We start from the raw sequence: 17,639 nt of genomic DNA, 5'->3' as shown, positions 1-17,639 counted from the left end.
CAGCACCAACTCGGCCTTCGGCCGTCCCGTCCTCGCCATCCGCCCATCATGACGAACCACCACCGACTTACGCAGCGAAACAACGACTCAGGACACTAGGAACCGGGCCCCGCGCCGGACGTCCCGGTGCGGCCCGATCACCGAAGGCGCAGGAAGTTCCTGACGTCGGCGCGGCCGTCGAGGGCCCGGGCGTCCACGTCCGACGGATCCGCCTCCGCGCGCCGCCGGCGACTCCGTCAGCGCGAGGGCCGCGTCGCCGAGGCGTCCGAACCGTCTGGCGGTGTGCCCCAGGCACAGACCGGCCAGGCCGAGAAGGGGACTTCCCGGCAGGGCCCGCGTCCCGACCTCGACGCACCAGTGCTCGACGAACCGCCGGTCGTCGTCGTTCAGCGCGCTCCCGATCAGGACGCTCGCCGCCTCGGCCTCGTGCGCGCGGTCGCGCAGGGCCCGTTCCAGGGTCTCGGCCACCACCTCGTGGGGCAGCGCGGGAGGGTTCCGGAAGCCGGGACGGGAAGGCACCTCACGGGAGGGCGGCACGGAGCTAGGCGCGACCGGTGCCGCGGTAGAGGTCCAGTTCGCCGTCGAGTTCGAGGGCGAGGACGGTGGCGTACGGGTCCAGGGCGTCGGGGGAGGGCGCGTCGATCCAGGTGACGCCGGGCACGTCGTGGAGCCCGCCGGTCACGTGGTGGCCCAGCCCGGCGCCCGTGCCCACCACCGACACACGGCGGACGCGGTTGCGCAGGCCGCGCAGCGCGACCGTCTCGCGCGGGGCGTCGAAGCACACCAGGTACAGGGTGCGGCGGTCGGCGGACAGGGTGCTGGGGCCGTAGTGGTGCCCGGCCGGCAGGCCGGCGACGGTGCCGTACACGGCGTCGGCGTGGCCGCGGATCCAGTCGCCGAGGCCCTCCAGGCGGGTCGTCTGCTCCGGGGTGATGGTGCCGTCCTCACGGGGGCCGACGTCCAGCAGCAGGTTGCCGCCGGCGCCGATCGTCTCGGTGAAGTAGCGGACCAGCTGGCGCACCGACTTGTGGCGGTGGTCGGCGTGCTGGAAGCCCCAGGAGTCGTTGACGGTCAGGCACAGCTCCCACGGCCCGGCCGGCGGTTCGACGGGGATGCCCTGTTCGGGTGTGGCGTAGTCGCCGTGGCTCAGCATGCGCGCGTTCAGGACCGTCTCCGGGTTCCCGGCGAGGATCCGCGCGGCCAGGGCGTCCAGGCCCCACTGCTCCTCGCTGCGCTCCCACTCGCCGTCGAACCACAGCAGGTCGGGCCGGAAGCGGTCGACCAGCTCGCCGACCTGGGCGTTGCGGTAGGCGAGGTAGCGCTCCCAGGCGGCCGGGTCCTCCTTGCCGTCCGCCGGGGGGACGAAGGGGCTGGTCACCACGTCGTCGGTGGGCGGGGCGGGGTGGACGACGCTGGGGTAGTCCGGGTGGTTCCAGTCCGAGTGGGAGTAGTAGAGCCCGACCTTCAGGCCGTGTTCGCGCAGCGCCTGCGCGTACGGGGCGATCAGGTCGCGCCCGGCCGGGGTGCGCCGGACGACCGACAGGTCGCCCTGCGCGGTGTCCCACAGGGCGACCCCGTCGTGGTGCCGGGCGGTCAGCACCGCGTAGCGGGCGCCCGCGCGGGCGAAGAGCCCGGCCCAGGCGCGCGGCTCGTACCGCGCCGCGGTGAACCCGTCGAGCTGGCGCATGTACCGCTCGTGGGGGACCTCGCCGTTGTAGAAGGCCCAGGACTCGGGCACGCCGTCGACCGCGTAGATCCCGTAGTGGATGAAGATGCCGAGCTTGGCGTCGGCGAACCACGGCTGCAGGGGCATGGCTGACGAGTCCTCGCGGGAGGGGAGAAGACGACCGCGGGTGCGGTGATACGTCGGAGGAGTCCTGTCCTCCGCCCCGACCCTAAGGGGGATCAGGGCGACTGACAAGAAAGACCTCCGACGTATCGCGGCACCCGCTCCCGCGGCGGCCCGGCGGCTACTTCACCTGCTTCACCTACTTCACCGATCCCGCCATGACCCCCTCCACGAAGTGGCGCTGGAAGGCGAAGAAGACCGCCAGCGGCACGATCAGCGACAGGAAGGCCCCCGGCGCCAGCACGTCGATGTTGGAGCCGAACTGCCGCATCTGCGACTGCAGGGCGACCGTGAGAGGCTGCGCGTCGCTGCCGGCGAAGATCAGCGCGACCAGCATGTCGTTCCAGACCCACAGGAACTGGAAGACGGCCAGGCTCGCGATCGCCGGACGGCCCACCGGCAGCACCAGCTTCCGGAAGATCGTCCACTCCGTCCCGCCGTCCATGCGGGCGGCCTCCAGCATCTCGCGCGGGATCTCCGCGAAGTAGTTGCGGAGCAGGAAGATCGCGAACGGCAGTCCGTACGCCACGTGGAAGAGGACCACGCCCGCGGTCGTGCCGAACAGCCCGACCTCCCGGAACAGCCTGGCGACCGGCAGCAGCCCGATCTGCACGGGTACCACGAGCATGCCGACGACCACCAGGAAGACCCAGTCGCGCCCCGGGAACTCCAGCCAGGCGAAGGCGTATCCGGCCAGCGCGGCGAGGACCACCACGGCGGCCGTGGCGGGCACCGAGATCAGCACGGTGTTCCAGAGCGCCTGGGTGATCCCGCTGTCGCCGAGGATCGCGGAGTAGTTGTCGAAGCTCAGCGAGCCGGGGTGGAGCAGGGTGGTCCACCAGCCGGAACCGGCGTTGTCGTCGGAGTTGCGCAGCGAGGAGACGAACAGCCCGGCCGTCGGGGTGAGCCAGATCAGCGCCACGACCGTCAGCAGGACCTGGACGAGCCCCCCGCGCAGCACCGAGACCAGCCGGCCCGCCACGGAGGGACGCCCGGGGGTCCGGCCGGACGTCCCGCCGGGCGGGGTGGGCGGAGCGGGGTGCGGAGCGGCGGTCTGCACGGTCATCGGTTGCTCCTGCGGAAGCGTCGGATGTTGAGGGCCATGGCCGGCAGCACCAGCAGCAGCAGGACGACGCCGATCGCGCTGCCCAGGCCCTGGTTGTTGCCGCCGCCGAAGGAGACCAGCCACATCTGCAGCGCCAGGACGTTGGCGTCCTCCAGCACCGGGCCCGGCGCGATGATGTACACGAGGTCGAAGACCTTCATCACGTTGATCACCAGTGTCACGAAGACCACGCCCAGCACCGGCGCGAGCAGCGGCACCGTGATCCTGCGGAAGATCTGCCACTCGCCCGCGCCGTCCATCCGGGCGGCCTCCAGCGTCTCGCGCGGCAGCGCGGACAGCCCGGCGCCGATCAGCACCATGGAGAAGCCGGTCCAGATCCACAGATAGGCGCCGATGATCGCCGGGGTGATCAGTGTCGGGCCGAGCCAGTCGATGCCCGCGTACGGTTCCGCGAAGTTCTTCCCGGGCAGCCGGACGCCGTACGGGCCGTCCCCGGCTCCTGCGAAGCGGAAGGAACCGTCGTCACCGGTGGTCGTGGTGGCGACCACGGCATCACCCTTGGTCAGTTCCACCGTCATGTGCGGCAGGCCGCGCTCCCGGGGGTCCACGGCGCCGGGCGTGCCCCCGCCGCCCGGGACGAAGTCCAGGTAGACCACGCCGGTGACGGCGTCGTCGGAGACCTGCGCGGGCGTGGCCGGGCGGGCCTGCTTCGGCAGGGACGCGGGCGGCAGGCCGACCAGGCCCAGCGTGACGTCCTTGCCCGGCTCCACCCGCGCGACCGCCTGGTAACCGCCGTCGCCCGACTCCTTCAGCACGTCCGTGCCGCGGGGCCGGGCGCCGGGGTAGGCGGAGGAGTCGTTGAAGGTGTCGTGGACGGCGACGGCGACCGCGTTCATGACGCCGCGCTGCGGGTCCTGGTCGTACACCAGGCGGAAGGTGATGCCCGCGGCGAGGAAGGAGACCGCCATCGGCATGAAGATCAGCAGCTTGAAGGCGGTGGCCCAGCGGATCTTCTCGGTGAGCACGGCCAGGACCAGGCCGACGCCGGTGAGCAGCGCCGGCGCGGCCACGACCCAGATCGCGGTGTTGCGGACGGCCTTGAGGGTGGCCGGGTCGCTGAACATCTCCTGGTAGTTGGCGAGTCCCACGAAGCGGTCGCCGCTCGCGTCGAACAGGCTGCGGCCCACCGAGAAGAGGATGGGGTAGCCGACGAGGGCGCCGAGCAGGGCGAGCGCCGGGAGCGCGAAGACGATCGCCGTGATGCGGGCCCGGCGTGAACGCCGCCGGACGGAGGCCGGGGCGGTGCCGCCCGCCGGGGCGGGCGGCACCTTGGGGGTGAGGGCGGACATGATCCGGCCTCAGCCCTTGTACGCCTTGGCGGCCGCGGCCTCGAGCTTCGCCGCGGTGGCCTTCGGGTCCGACGGGTCGCGCAGGAAGTCCTGCAGGATCTTCCACTCGCCCTTGCCGGGCGTGCCGCCGAAGGCGGGCGGGGTCTGGTCGGACATGTCGAAGCGCACCGTGTCACCGGCGTCGACCAGGGACTTGGCGGCCGTGCGCAGGGTGTCGTCCGCGTAGGAGGCGGGGTCCAGCTTGGTGTTGGGGGAGAGGAAGCCGCCCGCCTTGGCCCAGATCTGCGCGGCCTCGGGGGTGGCCAGGTAGGCGATCAGCTCCATGGCGGCCTTGGCGTTCTTGCCGGACTTCAGCGCCACGGCGGCCTCGCCGCCGCCGACCACCGGTGCCGGGCCGCCGTCGACCGAGGGGAAGGGGAAGAACTTGGCGTCCTCGCCGACCTTGCCGCCCAGGTCACCCGAGATGACACCGCCGACGAAGTCGCCCTCGTAGACCAGGCCGGCCTTGGGGCTCTTGCCGAAGACGTGCGCGACGGAGTCCGGGAAGCTGGTGGCCAGGGCGCCCTTGCGGCCGCCCGCGAGCAGGTCGTCCTCGCCGAACAGCTGGGACAAGGTGGTGAGCGCCTTGACGACGGTGGGGTCGCTCCACGGGATCTCGTGCCGGGTCAGCTTGTCGTAGTTCTCCGGGCCGGCCTGGGAGAGGTAGACGTTCTCGAACCAGTCGGTGAGCGTCCAGCCGTCCGAGCCGCCGACGGCGAAGGCGGGCAGGCCCGAGTCGGAGACGGCGCGGGCGGCGTCCAGCATCTCCGCGAAGGTCTTGGGCGGCTGCACGCCGGCCGTCTCCAGCGCCTGCGGGCTGTACCAGACCGTCGACTTGTCGGAGGTCTTGAAGTACAGGCCGTAGTAGGTGCCGTCGACCGTGCCGAACGTCTGCCAGATCTTGGCGTAGTTCTTCTCCGCGGCGCCCTTCACCTCCGGCGACAGCGGCTGGAGCCAGCCCTTGCCCGCGAACTCCTTGAGCACGCCGGGCTGCGGCACCATCGCGACGTCGGGCGAGTCACCGCCCTCGACCTTGCTGCCCAGGACGGTCGCGAAGTTGTCGCCGGTGGAGACGTACGCCACCTTCGCCCCGGTCTTCGCGGTGAAGCCGTCCAGGACCTTCTGGAAGTTCTGCTGCTCGACGCCGGTCCAGACGGCCGCGACGGTGACGGTCTGGCCCTTGAGCTTCTGGGCGCCGGCCGCCGGGCCGGAGTCGGAGGAGGCCTTGGTGTCACCGCCGCAGGCGGTGGTCGCGAGGGCCAGACCGCATATGGCGGTGGCCGCGACGAGGGTGCGCTTCATCGGGGTGGTGTCCCTTCTTCGGTGGAGTGGTGCGGAACGGTCAGGTGCGCGCCGGGTCGTGGACCCACCAGGCGGCGGCGTTGGCGGGGAGGACCCCCGGCGGGCAGGGGGCGCTGGACAGCAGCGGCTGTCCCGGTACGGGGGCGGGGACCGGCTCGTCGCCGAAGTTCACGGCGCAGACCAGGCCCTCGCCGCGGACGAAGGCGAGCACGCCGGGCGGTGCCTCCAGCCAGCGCAGCGTCCCCTCGCCGAGCTGGGGCAGCCGGGCCCGCAGGCCGAGCGCCTCCCGGTACAGGTGCCAGAAGGAACCGGTGTCCAGCAGCGCGCGGTCGGCGCTGTGCTCGGCGAACCAGTCGGGCTGCGGCAGCCACGGCCGGGCCGCGCTGCCCTCGGCGGTGAAGCCGAACGGCGAGGCGTGGCCCGACCAGGGCAGCGGCACCCGGCAGCCGTCCCGGACGAAGCGGCGGCTGCCGGTGCGGCGGAAGATCGGGTCGGTGAGGACCTCGTCCGGCAGGTCGACGACCTCGGGCAGCCCCAGTTCCTCGCCCTGGTAGACGTACGCGGCACCCGGCAGCGCCAGCATCAGCAGCGCGGCGGCGCGCGCCCGGGCGGCGCCGAAGTGCCCGGTGGGGCCGCCCGCGTACCGGGTGACGGTCCTGACCTGGTCGTGGTTGTTGAGCACCCAGGTGACGGTGGACCCGGTCCCGGCGATGTCGCGCAGCGCCTCGGCGATGGCCGTGCGGAACGCCTGCGCGTTCCAGGGGGCGCTCAGCAGGTGGAAGAAGAAGGCCTGATGGAGTTCGTCGGGGCGGACGTAGCGGGCCTGTTCGGCCGGGGTGGGGACGGAGACCTCGCCGACCAGCAGGCGTTCGCGTCCGTCGCGGGCGCTGTACTCCTCGCAGATCGCGCGCCACCGCCGCCAGACCCCGTGCACCTCGGGACGGTTCCAGGCCAGCGGGTTGACGGAGTCGCGGGACCGCTCGTCCGCCGCGGGGTCGGGGGAGTCGGGGAGCGAGGGGTGCTTGAACAGGCCCGCCGCCACGTCGATGCGGAAGCCGTCGACCCCCCGGTCCAGCCAGAAGCGCAGCACGTGCTCGAAGTGCTCCCCGACGCGCGGGTCACGCCAGTTGAGGTCGGGCTGCTCCGGGGTGAACAGGTGCAGGTACCACTGGCCGGGCCGGCCGTCCGGCTCGGTCACCCGGGACCAGGCGGGACCGCCGAACATCGCCCGCCAGTTGTTGGGCGGCAGTTCGCCGTGCTCGCCGCGTCCGTCGGCGAAGTGGAACAGCGACCGGGCGGGGCCGCCCGGTCCCTCCGTCAGTGCCTGGCGGAACCACGGGTGGGCGGAGGAGCAGTGGTTGGGGACGACGTCGACGACGGTGCGCAGACCCAGCCGGTGCGCGTCGGCCACGAGGCGGTCGAACTCGGCGAGGTCGCCGTAGAGCGGGTCGACGCCCGTGTAGTCGGCCACGTCGTAGCCGTGGTCGTGCTGCGGCGAGGGGTAGAAGGGGCTCAGCCAGATCCCGTCGACGCCCAGCTTGCGCAGGTAGGGCAGACCGGCTCGGACGCCGGCCAGGTCCCCGACACCGTCACCGGTGCTGTCCAGGAAACTGCGCACGTAGACCTGGTAGACCACCGCGTCGCGCCACCAGGGGCGTACGGCGGTGAGTGCCGGGGAGGGGGCGGCGGCGGTGGAGGAACCGTCCTCCAGAGGGGCTGTGAACACCCGTCACCATCCTGACTGCGGGCGCGCGGACGGACACGACACTGCACGCCGCGCGGGGTGGCTCGTTATGCATGCATGTTAAGTAGCAGTGTCAGGAAGGTGTCAACGGAGCTGCCGATAGACGGCGCTTACTGGGGTGATTTGCGTGGGTAAGATCCGCAGTCGAGGACCGAGAGGGTGTCGCGGAGGCCCCGCAGTTACTTAACAAGTATGTATGAGGTGGGTGGTGACATCCATCGAAGGCGCCGCGGGATCAGCGGTCCCGCACGATCTCCCGCAGCTCGCGGTCCAGCCGTGCGACGGCCTGCTCCGGCGTGGTGTGCAGCGCCAGTGCGTCCCGGCTCACCGCCGCCACCGCCAGGCTCACCTGCTCGTAGCGGGCGCTCTTCGGGCGCGGCTTGGCCGTCCGTACGCTCTGCTCCAGCACCGGCAGGTAGGGATACCGGCGCACCAGCCCGGGGTCCTGGTACAGATCGGCCCACACCGGCGGCAGCGAGCCTTCCGTCAGGACCTGGCGCTGCACGGACTCACCCGTCATGTACGCCATGAGGTCGGCGGCCGTCCGCGGATGCCGCGAGTGCGCGTTGACCGCGAGGTTGGACCCGCCCAGCACACTGGCGCCCGGCCCGTCCGGCCCGGGCAGCGGCACCGCGCCGAAGCGCCCCGCGACCTTGGAGCCGGGCGCGGAGGCGAGGTCGTACACGTACGGCCAGTTGCGCAGGAAGAGCAGCCGGCCGTCCTCGAAGGCCTGCCGGGACTCCTCCTCCTTGAACCGCAGTGCCTCGCCTGGGATCCAGCCCTCGCGCACCCCGCGCACCAGGAAGCCCAGCCCCTCGCGGGCCGCGGCGGAGTCCACGGTGACCCGGCTGCCGTCGCCGCCGAGGATGCCGCCCCCGGCCGACTGCACCGCCTCCGTGACGTTGACGGTCAGGCCCTCGTACGGCAGGAACTGCCCGGCGTAGCCGCCGATCCCGTACTTCGGGGCGAGCGTGCGCGCCTGCCGCTCCAACTCCGCCCAGGTGCGCGGCGGATCCAGGTGCTCCCGGTCGAGGATGTCCTTGCGGTAGTAGAGCAGCCCGGCGTTGGTGACGTACGGGACCGCGTACAGCCGCTCGCGGAAGGTGGCGGTGTCCACCACCGAGGGCAGCAGCCGGTCCAGCGGCAGGCCGCGCGGGTCGACCGGCGCGATCCATCCGGCGCCCGCGAACTCGGAGGTCCACGCCACGTCGATGTTGAGCACGTCGAAGCGGTCGCTGCCGGAGCGCAGGCTGTCTGCCATCTGCGCGCGCACCTCGTCGGCCGCCTCGGGCAGTTCGACGAGGGTCGCCTTCTCCAGGGGGTGGCCACGGTTCCAGCCGTCCAGCACGTGCTGGAGGTAGCCGGTCAGATCGCGACCGGTCGCGAGGGTCACCGGGCCCCGGCCCGTCGTGCCGGGCGGTCCGTCGGCGGCGCGGGCGCCCTCGGAGGCGTATCCCGTCAGCAGCAGGGCAGCGGCGAGCAGGGTCCTGCCCGCGGCCCGCGCCCAGCGCATACGATCCTCCAGGTCCCGCTTCCGGCGACGGCGTCGTCGTCCGAAGAGACATGTATACCTGTTGGACATGCGCGATACTAGCCATTGCGGCAGGATGGCCTGCTCACCGATGATCGGGCTGGTGAGCGGCCCCTAACAAGCAGGTAGCCGGGGAGGAGGCAGGTCGAGCGTGCGCCTTCCGCTCATGGCACTCCTCGCCAAGGGGCCCGCCCATGGTTACGAGCTCAAAACGGCACTTGAGAAGCTTTTCGGTGCGGCCTATCCTCAGCCGAACATCGGCCAGATCTACGTGACGCTGGCGCGCCTGGAGAAGTCGGGACTGATCCGGGGCGAGGACGTCACCCAGTCCGGTCGGCCCAACAAGCGGATCTACGAACTCACCGACGCCGGGCAGGAGGCGGTCGCCGCCTGGTTCGACGAGCCGTCCAGCGAGCCGCGGGTGCGCGACGAGTTCTTCATGAAGCTCGCCCTCGCCCCGGCCACCGGCCTGGCCGACCAGGTCTCCCTGATCAACAAGCAGCGCCGCCACTACCTCAACCTCATGCGGGCCATGTCCCGGCTCGCCGCGGGGGAGGACCGGGACAACACCATCGCGCAGCTGCTGATCGAGGGCGCGACGCTGCATCTGCAGGCGGACCTCGACTGGCTGGAGCGCTGCCAGGAGGAGCTGGAATGAGAAGGGCCGAGCCGCCCCCCGCGGCGCCGCACATGCTCCGGGTCGAGGGCCTGGTCAAGACGCACCGTGTGGACGGCGGCGAGGTCAGGGCCGTGCGCGGGGTCGACCTGGAGGTGCGGCCGGGCGAGTTCGTCGCCGTCACCGGCCCCTCCGGCGCCGGCAAGTCCACCCTGCTGCATCTGCTCGGCGGCCTGGAACGCCCCGACCGGGGGCGGATATGGCTGGACGGGCAGCGGGTCGACCAGCTCAGCGAGGCACGCTGGGCGGTACTGCGCCGGCGCGGCGTCGGCATCGTCTTCCAGTTCTTCAACCTCGTCTCCACCCTCACCGTCGCGGACAACATCGAACTGCCCGCCCTGCTCGCCGGCCGCTCGCCCCGCCAGGTGCGCGCCGCGCGGCAGGAGTTGCTGGCCGACCTCGGCCTGACGGGCAAGGAGGACAGCACCCCCGCCGACCTGTCCGGCGGTGAGCAGCAACGGGTCGCCCTCGCCCGGGCCCTGGTCAACCGCCCGGCCCTGCTGCTGGCCGACGAGCCCACCGGCAGCCTCGACAGCAAGGGCACCCGGGAGGTGCTGCGGCTGCTGACCCGCTGCCACGAACGTGGCCAGACCATCCTGCTCGTCACGCACGACGCCAAGGTGGCCAGTGCCGCGGACCGGGTGATCAGCCTCTTCGACGGCGAAGTGGTCGACGACATCACCCTCGACGTCCCGCCGTACGCCTCGCGTCCCTCCCGTGCCGCCGCCGACGTCGTGAAGCTGCAGGGCTGACCGCCGTGCGCGCCACCGCCCGCTGGGCCCTCGCCGATCTGCGCACCCACCGCGGCCAGGCCCTGTCCATCGTCCTGGCCACCGCGGGCATCACCGTGGCGCTGCTGCTCTCCGTCGCGCTGCTGGTGTACGCGGCCAACCCCTGGCAGCGGATGTTCACCGCCACCGAGGGCGCCCACGTCTGGCTGCGCACGGACGGCCGCGCCGACACCGGCGCCCTGTCGCGGATCGACGGGGTCACCGCGGTCTCCGGACCCTTCCGCACCCTCACCGTCACCGCGCAGCACGGCCGGGAGAAGGCCGCCCTCGACCTGCGGGCCGCGGGCACGAGCCCGCCGTCGGTGGGCCGGCCGCTCATGGACCGCGGGAGCTGGCTGGACGGCGACGACGGCGACGGCGTCGTGCTGGAACGGTCGGTGGCGTCGGCGCTGTGGGCCGAGCCGGGCGACGAGATCAGCGTGACCCGTGACGGACGGCGGAGCACCGTCCGCGTGGTCGGCGTCGCCGGGACCGCCGAGCCGCTCTACTCCCCGGGAGACAACCCCGGTGTCGCGTGGGCGTCGCCCACGCTGGTGAGCGGCCTCGCCACCGGCCAGGCGCGGGCGGGGCAGACCGTGGGGCTGCGGCTGAAGGACCCGGCGGACACCGCCTTCGTCATCCAGCGGGCCGTCTCCGCCGTCGGACCGGACCGCGTCACGAGCGTCGCCACCTGGCGGGAGGCCCGCGCCGACGCCGAGGGCGACAACCACCTTCTCGGGCTGCTGCTCGGCCTGTTCGGGCTGGCCGCGCTGCTGGCCGCCGCGATCGCGGTGACCGGGGGCATCGCCACCCGCGTCCTGGCGTACGTCCGTGACATCTCCGTCCTGAAGGCGGTCGGCTTCACCCCGGCCCAGGTGGTCCGGATGTTCCTCGTGCAGCACGCGGTGCTCGCCACCGCCGGTGTGGTGCTCGGATCGGTCGCCGCGGAGACGCTCGCGCCGGGCATCCCCGGGCCGATGGGGGACGCCATGGGGCTGTGGCAGGGACTGCCGCAGCACACCTGGGCGCTCCCCGGTACGGCCGCGGCGACCGTGCTGGTCATCGCCCTGGCCACGGTGCTCGCCGCCTGGCGGGCCGGCCGAGTGCCGCCGATCCCCGCCGCGCGGGGGGCCGTTCCGGGACGCCGCAGGATGTCCGGCGCGGCCCGGGCCGCGCTGCGCCTGGGGACCCCGCCCGCCCTGGTGCTCGGCTGCCGCGGCGTACTGCACCGGCCCGCGCGCTCGGCGGCCGCCGTGGCCCGGCTCGCCCTGCCGGTCCTGATGATCACCGTGGCGCTGGGGACCTGGGCCACCCTCGACCGCTTCGAGCACCACCCCGAACTGCTCGGCCAGGCCGGCGCGCTCACCGCCCGCCCCAACGGCCTCACCGACGGAGCCGTCCGGCAGCTGCTCGCCGCACGACCGGAGATCACCGCGGCGCACCCGGGCGTCGACCTCCCCGCGCTCGCCCCCGGCCAGTCGCAGTCCGTCACCCTGCGGGGGATCGGCACCACCGCCGACCCGTACCCCTTCGCCGTCGCGGAGGGCCGGCGCCCCGCAGGACCGGACGAGGCACTCGCCGGGCAGGGCCTGCTCGACGCGCTGCACATCGAGGTCGGCCAGTGGGTCCGGGTCACCGTCGGCGGCACGCCGCACATCCTGCACATCGTCGGCCGCAGCATCGAGACCGGGCACGGCGGACGGGTGATCTCCGCCCCGCTCGACGTGCTGCGGGCCCAGGACGCCTCCATCGGGCCCTCGTACTACAGCCTGGTGCTGCGTCCCGGCGCCGACCGCGCGGCGGTGCGCGGCGCCCTCACCGACGCGTCGCACGGCGCCCTGGAAGTGCGCGAGGTCACCGGCCCCGGCGCCGAACTCTCCCCGGTGCGCGGCGTGATCATCGGACTGGTCAGCGTCCTCGCGCTGATCGCCCTGGCCGAACTGTCCACCGCCGTCGGCAGCGGCATCCGCGACCACGCCCGCGACATGCGCGCCTACCGCGCCGTGGGCCTGACGCCCCAGCAGACCGTGGCGACCGTCGTGACCGGCGTCGGCCTGGTGGTCCTGGCCGCCGCCGCGGCGGGGGTCACCGCGGGGGTGTTCGCCTCCGACTGGCTGATCGACCTGCAGGCCGGCTCCAGCGGCGTCGGCGCGGGGATCGCCCAGTCCCCGCCGGGAGCGGTGCTGGCCCTGATCGTCGGCGTGTGCGTCGCGGCGGCGGTGGCACTCTCGCTGCTGCCCGCCTCCCGCGCGGCGGGGGACCGCAATCCGCGGATGCTGTTCAACGCCCAGTGAGGGGAAGACACCGGACGCCGTGCCCCGCCGAACGGGGCCGCCGGGCAAGATCCTTGGTAAGAATGAAGCGCGCCGGCCGGCCCGGCTGCGCGGTCCTTGACCGCTCTGTCGGCCGTCGTCGATGCTTGTGTTGCGGCACGTGCAGAATGTGCCGTAATGAGAAACGCCCGTCTCAGGGTTCCGTACCAGCCGAGGAGTGCCCCATGGCTCACCAGGTCCGTGCCGTCGTCGCCCGGGAGAAGGGTTCCCCCGTCAGCCTGGAAACGATCGTCGTGCCCGACCCGGGGCCCGGGGAGGCGCTGGTACGGATCCAGGCCTGCGGGGTCTGCCACACCGACCTGCACTACCGCGAGGGCGGGATCAACGACGACTTCCCGTTCCTGCTCGGCCACGAGGCGGCGGGCATCGTGGAGTCGGTCGGCGAGGGCGTCACCGACGTCGCTCCCGGTGACTTCGTCGTCCTCAACTGGCGTGCCGTGTGCGGCCAGTGCCGTGCCTGTCTGCGCGGCCGCCCCTGGTACTGCTTCAACACCCACAACGCCAAGCAGAAGATGACCCTGCTGGACGGCACCGAGCTCTCCCCGGCCCTCGGCATCGGGGCCTTCGCCGAGAAGACCCTCGTCCACGCCGGGCAGTGCACCAAGGTCGACCCGGCCGTCTCCCCGGCCGTCGCCGGGCTGCTGGGCTGCGGTGTCATGGCGGGCATCGGCGCGGCCATCAACACCGGCAACGTGGGCCGCGGCGACTCCGTCGCCGTCATCGGCTGCGGCGGCGTGGGCGACGCGGCGATCGCCGGCGCCCGGCTGGCCGGTGCCGCGAAGATCATCGCGGTCGACATCGACGCGCGGAAGCTGGAGACGGCGAAGAAGCTGGGCGCCACGCACACCGTCAACTCCAAGGAGACCGACCCCGTCGAGGCGGTCCGCGAGCTGACCGGCGGCTTCGGCGCCGACGTCGTCATCGAGGCGGTCGGCCGCCCCGAGACGTACAAGCAGGCCTTCTACGCCCGCGACCTGGCCGGCACCGTCGTCCTGGTCGGCGTGCCCACCCCCGAGATGAAGCTGGAACTCCCGCTGCTGGACGTCTTCGGCCGCGGCGGGGCCCTGAAGTCCTCCTGGTACGGCGACTGCCTGCCCTCCCGCGACTTCCCCATGCTCATCGACCTCCACCTGCAGGGCCGGCTGGACCTGGACACCTTCGTCACCGAGACCATCGCCCTGGACGAGGTGGAGAAGGCCTTCGAGCGGATGCACCACGGCGACGTGCTGCGCTCGGTGGTGGTCCTGTGACGACCGCCCGCATCGACCACCTCGTCACCTCGGGCACCTTCTCGCTGGACGGCGGCACCTGGGACGTCGACAACAACGTCTGGATCGTCGGCGACGACACCGAGGCGATCGTCGTCGACGCCGCCCACGACGCCGACGCCATCGCCGCGGCGCTGGGCGGCCGCCGCCTGGTCGTGATCGTGAGCACCCACGCCCACAACGACCACGTCGACGCCGCGCCCGCGCTCGCCGCCCGCACCGGCGCGAAGATCCTGCTGCACGGCGACGACCTGCCGCTGTGGAAGCAGACCCACCCGGAGCGCTCCCCGGACGAAGAGCTGACGGACGGTCAGGTCATCGCGGTGGCCGGCATCGAGCTCACGGTGCTGCACACCCCGGGCCACGCGCCGGGCGCCGTCTGCCTGTACGCGCCGGCCCTCGGCACGGTCTTCACCGGCGACACCCTCTTCCAGGGCGGCCCGGGCGCCACGGGGCGGTCCTTCTCGGACTTTCCCACCATCATCGACTCCATCCGCGAGCGGCTGCTGACCCTGCCGCCGGAGACGGTCGTCCGCACCGGCCACGGCGACAGCACCACCATTGGCGCCGAGGCCCCGCATCTGGACGAGTGGATCGCCCGCGGCCACTGAGCCCCCATGGCCGCCGCACCCACGGGTGCGGCGGCCACCGCGGTCAGAGCGACCACACGTAGGCGTGGTCGCTCGCGGTCACCACCGCGAGCACGACCAGGTCGGCCGCCCCCAGTACGAGCCCCAGCACGGCCCGCCCGCGGCGGGCGGTCCCCTGGAACAGTGCCATCGAGCCCAGCACCAGGGCGGCGGGGCCGAGGACCACGCTGAAGACCAGCAGGCCCACCAGTCCGAGGACGAACGACGCCACCGCCGCGCCGTCCGCGTGGGCGCGGCGTGTGCTCACGGGTGTCCCGGGCATCGCTCACCTCTCCCTTCGGTGCGCGACGCGCCGGCGTGCCGCGTACAGCGCGAGCCACCCGACGATGCCGGCGGCGGCGACGAGGGTCACGTGCAGCGGCAGATGCGCGACCGGTCCGAGCAGCAGCCCGAACAGGGCCAGTGCGGCCACCAGGAACAGCATTCCGGTCCTTCCCTGTGCTCCGACGTTCCGGGAAATTCGGTGAACAGTTGTACACGGAGCTTCTGCCCACCACCGCCCCCGGAAAACGCGGACCGGCGCCCCGCGGGTGCCGGGACGCCGGTTCGGCCGGAAAGCGCGCCCGCCGCTCAGGCGGTGAGCACGCGCAGCGGCGCGCCGTCCCGGAAGGCCGCGATGTCCTCGACCGCCTGCTGGTAGAAGACCTCGTACGTCGCCTCCGTGACGTAGCCCAGGTGCGGGGTGAGCAGCGCGCCCGGCAGGCTCCGCAGGACGTCCCCGGCGGGCAGCGGCTCGGTGTCGTACACGTCCAGGGCCGCACCGGCGATCCGGTGCTCGCGCAGCGCGGCGACCAGCGCCGGGGTGTCGACGAGCGGACCGCGCGAGGTGTTGACCAGCAGCGCCGTGGGCTTCATCCAGCCCAGCTCCTCGGCGCCGACCAGCCCGGTACTGCGCGCGCTGAGCTTGTAGTGCACGGTGACGACGTCGGACTGCGAGAACAGCTCACGCTTGCCGACCGCCCGCGCGCCGCACGCGGCGGCGTGCTCCGGGTCGAGGTTGGCGCTCCACGCCAGGACGCGCATCCCGAAGGCGGTGCCGATGGAGGCGACCCGCGCGCCCAGCCGGCCCAGCCCCACCACGCCCAGCGTCCGGCCGTGCAGGTCGCCGCCGATCGTGTGCTGCCACTCACCGCGCCGCATCCCGGCCGTCTCCTCGGGGAGGTGCCGGACCAGCGACAGGACGAGCCCCCAGGTCAGCTCGGCCGTGGCGTGCGCGACGCTCTCCGTGCCGCACACCGTCACCCCGTGCCGGCGGGCGGCGTCCAGGTCGACGGAGGCGTTCGCCATCCCGGTGGTCACCAGCAGCCGCAGCGCCGGCAGCGCCGCGAAGCGCTCCTCGGTGAAGGGGGTGCGCTCGCGCATGGCGACCACCACGTCGAAGCCGTCCAGCGCCTCGGCCAGTTCGGCCGTACCGGAGACGTGGTCGTGGAGGAAGACCACCTCGGCTCCCAGCGCGTCCCAGTCGGCGAACCGGTGCGCCGCCTTCTGATAGTCGTCCAGGACGGCGATGCGCATGGTGCGGTCTCCTCAGCTCGATCGGTCGAACGGGTGTCCCCGGGGTCTGTCCTAGTATCTGCTCGGAAAGCGGCCGGATCCCGGCAGCCGCCGGAACCGGACGAGGGGTGGGCACGTGGAGACACCCGGCAGGCGGCGCCGGCTGCGCTGGTGGCCCCGCTCGCTGTACTGGCGCCTCGCGCTCGGCTTCCTGGCGATCACCACGGTCGGCGTCGCGGCCGCGGACGTCTACGCCGCGCACGCCCTCGCCGACGGCCTGCGGAACCGGCTGGACCAGCAGCTGGCCTCCATACGCCAGGACCGGCTCGACGAACTGGAGACCAGCTCTGACCTCAAGCCCGCCGGGGCGACGGCCGTGGTGCTGCTCACCGACGCCATCGGCAGGGTTGTCCAGCGCGAGTCCGGTGCGATGGTGGAGCGGGCCGTCATCCGGCTGTCCAGCGCCGACTTGGACCGCATGGCGACCGCCGGCCGGGCGGGCACGGTCGGCCCGGCCCCGATGCGGGCGGTCGTCGAGAAGCTCCCCGACGGCGGCTACCTGGTGATCGCGGAGTCCACCGCGGACGACGCGGCCACGGTGCACAACCTCGTGGTCATCGAGGCCGTCTCCGGTGTGCCGCTGGTCGCCGGAGTCGTGCTCGGCGCCCTGTACTTCAGCCGCCGCACCATCTCGCCGCTGAAGGAGATCACCGCCACCGCCCGCCGGTTCGCCGCCGAGGGCGCACTCTCGCAGCGGGTCGCCGCCCCGGTGTCGACGGCGGAGGTGGAGGCGCTGGCCGACGCCGTCAACGCGATGCTCGGCCGGGTCGACGAGGAGTTCAACCGCCGCCGCAAGGCCGAGGAGCAGCTGCGCGACTTCGTCGGCGCCGCCAGCCACGAGCTGCGCACCCCGCTCACCGCGATCGGCGGCTACGCGCAGCTGGTGCGCTTCGGTGCCCTCGACGACCCGGCCCGTCTGGACGACGCCATGCGCCGGGTGCAGAACGAGACCCGCAGGATGTCCGCCCTCGTGGACGAGCTGCTGCTGCTGGCCCGCCTCGACCAGGGCCGCCCCCTCGAGTGCCGCCCCGTGGACCTGGCCGAACTCTGCGCCGACGCGGTGGCCGACGCCCGCGTCGTCGACCCCGACCGCCCGGTGACCCTCGTCGTGGAACCCGGGCCCCACATGGTGACCGGTGACCCCGACCGGCTCCGTCAGGTGGTCACCAACCTGCTGGCCAACGTGGTCGCGCACACCGCCCACGACGTCCCCGCCGAGGTGCGGGTCGGCCGCGAGGGCGACGAGCAGATCGTCGACGTCATCGACGGCGGGCCCGGGATACCCGAGGAACTGCGCGAGCGGATCTTCGAGCGGTTCTTCCGCGCCGGCGGCGGCACCCCCCGCCCCGCCCGCCGGTACGACAGCCCTGTTGCAAATCCCGCGCGCCCCGTGCAGCGCCTAATCCGACCCCCGGGTCTCTGCGCTTGCTCACTTGCTCTTACACCACACAGGCCACCCCGCCCACCGACGGCGCGCCAGTGGGCGTGCCACCCCACAATGCCGCCCG

Annotated in this window: 16 protein-coding genes; 6 read left to right on the top strand and 10 right to left on the bottom strand. The window is 73.0% G+C overall.

Features of this window, described 5'->3' with window-relative positions; translation table 11 throughout:
- Nucleotides 1–87 precede the first annotated feature (87 nt).
- The 7 genes from PV341_RS34305 to PV341_RS34275 form a co-directional block, all read right to left on the bottom strand.
- Nucleotides 88–519: a hypothetical protein gene (locus PV341_RS34305; protein ID WP_500359898.1), complete on the bottom strand. Its 432-nt coding sequence runs from the start codon at nucleotides 517–519 to the stop codon at nucleotides 88–90.
- A gap of 22 nt (nucleotides 520–541) precedes the next feature.
- Nucleotides 542–1,813 (bottom strand): alpha-L-fucosidase, encoded by a 1,272-nt coding sequence (locus tag PV341_RS34300; protein WP_500359897.1) that lies wholly within the window; start codon nucleotides 1,811–1,813, stop codon nucleotides 542–544.
- Between the two features lie 175 nt (nucleotides 1,814–1,988).
- Nucleotides 1,989–2,915 (bottom strand): carbohydrate ABC transporter permease, encoded by a 927-nt coding sequence (locus PV341_RS34295; RefSeq protein ID WP_500323075.1) that lies wholly within the window; start codon nucleotides 2,913–2,915, stop codon nucleotides 1,989–1,991.
- A complete protein-coding gene (locus tag PV341_RS34290) occupies nucleotides 2,912–4,264 on the bottom strand; it encodes a carbohydrate ABC transporter permease (RefSeq protein WP_500359896.1) in 1,353 nt (450 codons plus the stop codon). The genes PV341_RS34295 and PV341_RS34290 overlap by 4 nt, the downstream gene beginning before the upstream one ends.
- Before the next feature lie 9 nt (nucleotides 4,265–4,273).
- Entirely contained in the window at nucleotides 4,274–5,605 is a 1,332-nt protein-coding gene (locus tag PV341_RS34285) for an ABC transporter substrate-binding protein (protein WP_500359895.1), read from the bottom strand.
- A 40-nt stretch (nucleotides 5,606–5,645) separates the two neighbouring features.
- The gene (locus PV341_RS34280; protein ID WP_500359894.1) at nucleotides 5,646–7,331 is read right to left on the bottom strand and encodes a glycoside hydrolase family 13 protein; all 1,686 of its coding nucleotides are present in this window, start codon (nucleotides 7,329–7,331) and stop codon (nucleotides 5,646–5,648) included.
- Nucleotides 7,332–7,584: 253 nt separating this feature from the next.
- Nucleotides 7,585–8,862 carry an ABC transporter substrate-binding protein gene (locus PV341_RS34275; RefSeq protein ID WP_500359893.1) on the bottom strand — a complete coding sequence of 426 codons (1,278 nt, stop codon included), beginning with the start codon at nucleotides 8,860–8,862 and terminating at the stop codon, nucleotides 7,585–7,587.
- Between the two features lie 169 nt (nucleotides 8,863–9,031).
- Here PV341_RS34275 and PV341_RS34270 point away from each other — a divergent pair, with 169 nt between their 5' ends.
- From PV341_RS34270 to PV341_RS34250, 5 genes are all read left to right on the top strand, one after another.
- Entirely contained in the window at nucleotides 9,032–9,538 is a 507-nt protein-coding gene (locus PV341_RS34270) for a PadR family transcriptional regulator (protein WP_500323080.1), read from the top strand.
- On the top strand, nucleotides 9,535–10,308 hold the full coding sequence (locus PV341_RS34265; RefSeq protein ID WP_500323081.1) for an ABC transporter ATP-binding protein: 774 nt from the start codon (nucleotides 9,535–9,537) through the stop codon (nucleotides 10,306–10,308). Before PV341_RS34270 ends, PV341_RS34265 begins: the two co-directional genes overlap by 4 nt.
- Nucleotides 10,309–10,313: 5 nt before the next feature.
- Nucleotides 10,314–12,620 carry an ABC transporter permease gene (locus PV341_RS34260; RefSeq protein ID WP_500323082.1) on the top strand — a complete coding sequence of 769 codons (2,307 nt, stop codon included), beginning with the start codon at nucleotides 10,314–10,316 and terminating at the stop codon, nucleotides 12,618–12,620.
- A gap of 203 nt (nucleotides 12,621–12,823) precedes the next feature.
- Nucleotides 12,824–13,909, top strand: coding sequence for an S-(hydroxymethyl)mycothiol dehydrogenase (locus PV341_RS34255; RefSeq protein ID WP_500323083.1), 1,086 nt, complete (start codon nucleotides 12,824–12,826; stop codon nucleotides 13,907–13,909).
- Nucleotides 13,906–14,538 (top strand): MBL fold metallo-hydrolase, encoded by a 633-nt coding sequence (locus tag PV341_RS34250; RefSeq protein ID WP_500359892.1) that lies wholly within the window; start codon nucleotides 13,906–13,908, stop codon nucleotides 14,536–14,538. The genes PV341_RS34255 and PV341_RS34250 overlap by 4 nt, the downstream gene beginning before the upstream one ends.
- A gap of 43 nt (nucleotides 14,539–14,581) precedes the next feature.
- Here PV341_RS34250 and PV341_RS34245 read toward each other — a convergent pair whose 3' ends face one another.
- The 3 genes from PV341_RS34245 to PV341_RS34235 all read right to left on the bottom strand — a co-directional run bounded on the left by PV341_RS34245 (nucleotide 14,582) and on the right by PV341_RS34235 (nucleotide 16,092).
- The gene (locus PV341_RS34245) at nucleotides 14,582–14,839 is read right to left on the bottom strand and encodes a DUF4190 domain-containing protein (protein ID WP_499515322.1); all 258 of its coding nucleotides are present in this window, start codon (nucleotides 14,837–14,839) and stop codon (nucleotides 14,582–14,584) included.
- Nucleotides 14,840–14,842: 3 nt separating this feature from the next.
- Nucleotides 14,843–15,001: a hypothetical protein gene (locus PV341_RS34240; protein ID WP_500323085.1), complete on the bottom strand. Its 159-nt coding sequence runs from the start codon at nucleotides 14,999–15,001 to the stop codon at nucleotides 14,843–14,845.
- A 146-nt stretch (nucleotides 15,002–15,147) separates the two neighbouring features.
- Nucleotides 15,148–16,092 (bottom strand): D-2-hydroxyacid dehydrogenase family protein, encoded by a 945-nt coding sequence (locus tag PV341_RS34235; protein WP_500323087.1) that lies wholly within the window; start codon nucleotides 16,090–16,092, stop codon nucleotides 15,148–15,150.
- 115 nt (nucleotides 16,093–16,207) lie between these two features.
- Here PV341_RS34235 and PV341_RS34230 point away from each other — a divergent pair.
- A partial coding sequence (locus PV341_RS34230; RefSeq protein ID WP_500359891.1) for a sensor histidine kinase occupies nucleotides 16,208–17,639 on the top strand: 1,432 nt, incomplete at its 3' end.

Origin of the sequence: Streptomyces sp. PA03-1a, from assembly GCF_033792805.1 — a bacterium.
In the GTDB taxonomy this organism is placed as follows: Bacteria; Actinomycetota; Actinomycetes; order Streptomycetales; family Streptomycetaceae; genus Actinacidiphila.
The sequence above is the reverse complement of the archived record's forward strand: the minus strand, read 5'-3'. Positions and strand labels throughout refer to the sequence as shown.

Excerpts from the sequence above, each read along its gene's own strand:
- PV341_RS34240 (WP_500323085.1), bottom strand. The coding sequence starts at position 15,001 with ATGCTGTTCCTGGTGGCCGCACTGGCCCTGTTCGGGCTGCTGCTCGGA.
- PV341_RS34275 (WP_500359893.1), bottom strand. The coding sequence starts at position 8,862 with ATGCGCTGGGCGCGGGCCGCGGGCAGGACCCTGCTCGCCGCTGCCCTG.
- PV341_RS34265 (WP_500323081.1), top strand. The coding sequence starts at position 9,535 with ATGAGAAGGGCCGAGCCGCCCCCCGCGGCGCCGCACATGCTCCGGGTC.
- PV341_RS34285 (WP_500359895.1), bottom strand. The coding sequence starts at position 5,605 with ATGAAGCGCACCCTCGTCGCGGCCACCGCCATATGCGGTCTGGCCCTC.
- PV341_RS34245 (WP_499515322.1), bottom strand. The coding sequence starts at position 14,839 with ATGCCCGGGACACCCGTGAGCACACGCCGCGCCCACGCGGACGGCGCG.
- PV341_RS34295 (WP_500323075.1), bottom strand. The coding sequence starts at position 2,915 with ATGACCGTGCAGACCGCCGCTCCGCACCCCGCTCCGCCCACCCCGCCC.
- PV341_RS34300 (WP_500359897.1), bottom strand. The coding sequence starts at position 1,813 with ATGCCCCTGCAGCCGTGGTTCGCCGACGCCAAGCTCGGCATCTTCATC.
- PV341_RS34255 (WP_500323083.1), top strand. The coding sequence starts at position 12,824 with ATGGCTCACCAGGTCCGTGCCGTCGTCGCCCGGGAGAAGGGTTCCCCC.
- PV341_RS34235 (WP_500323087.1), bottom strand. The coding sequence starts at position 16,092 with ATGCGCATCGCCGTCCTGGACGACTATCAGAAGGCGGCGCACCGGTTC.
- PV341_RS34290 (WP_500359896.1), bottom strand. The coding sequence starts at position 4,264 with ATGTCCGCCCTCACCCCCAAGGTGCCGCCCGCCCCGGCGGGCGGCACC.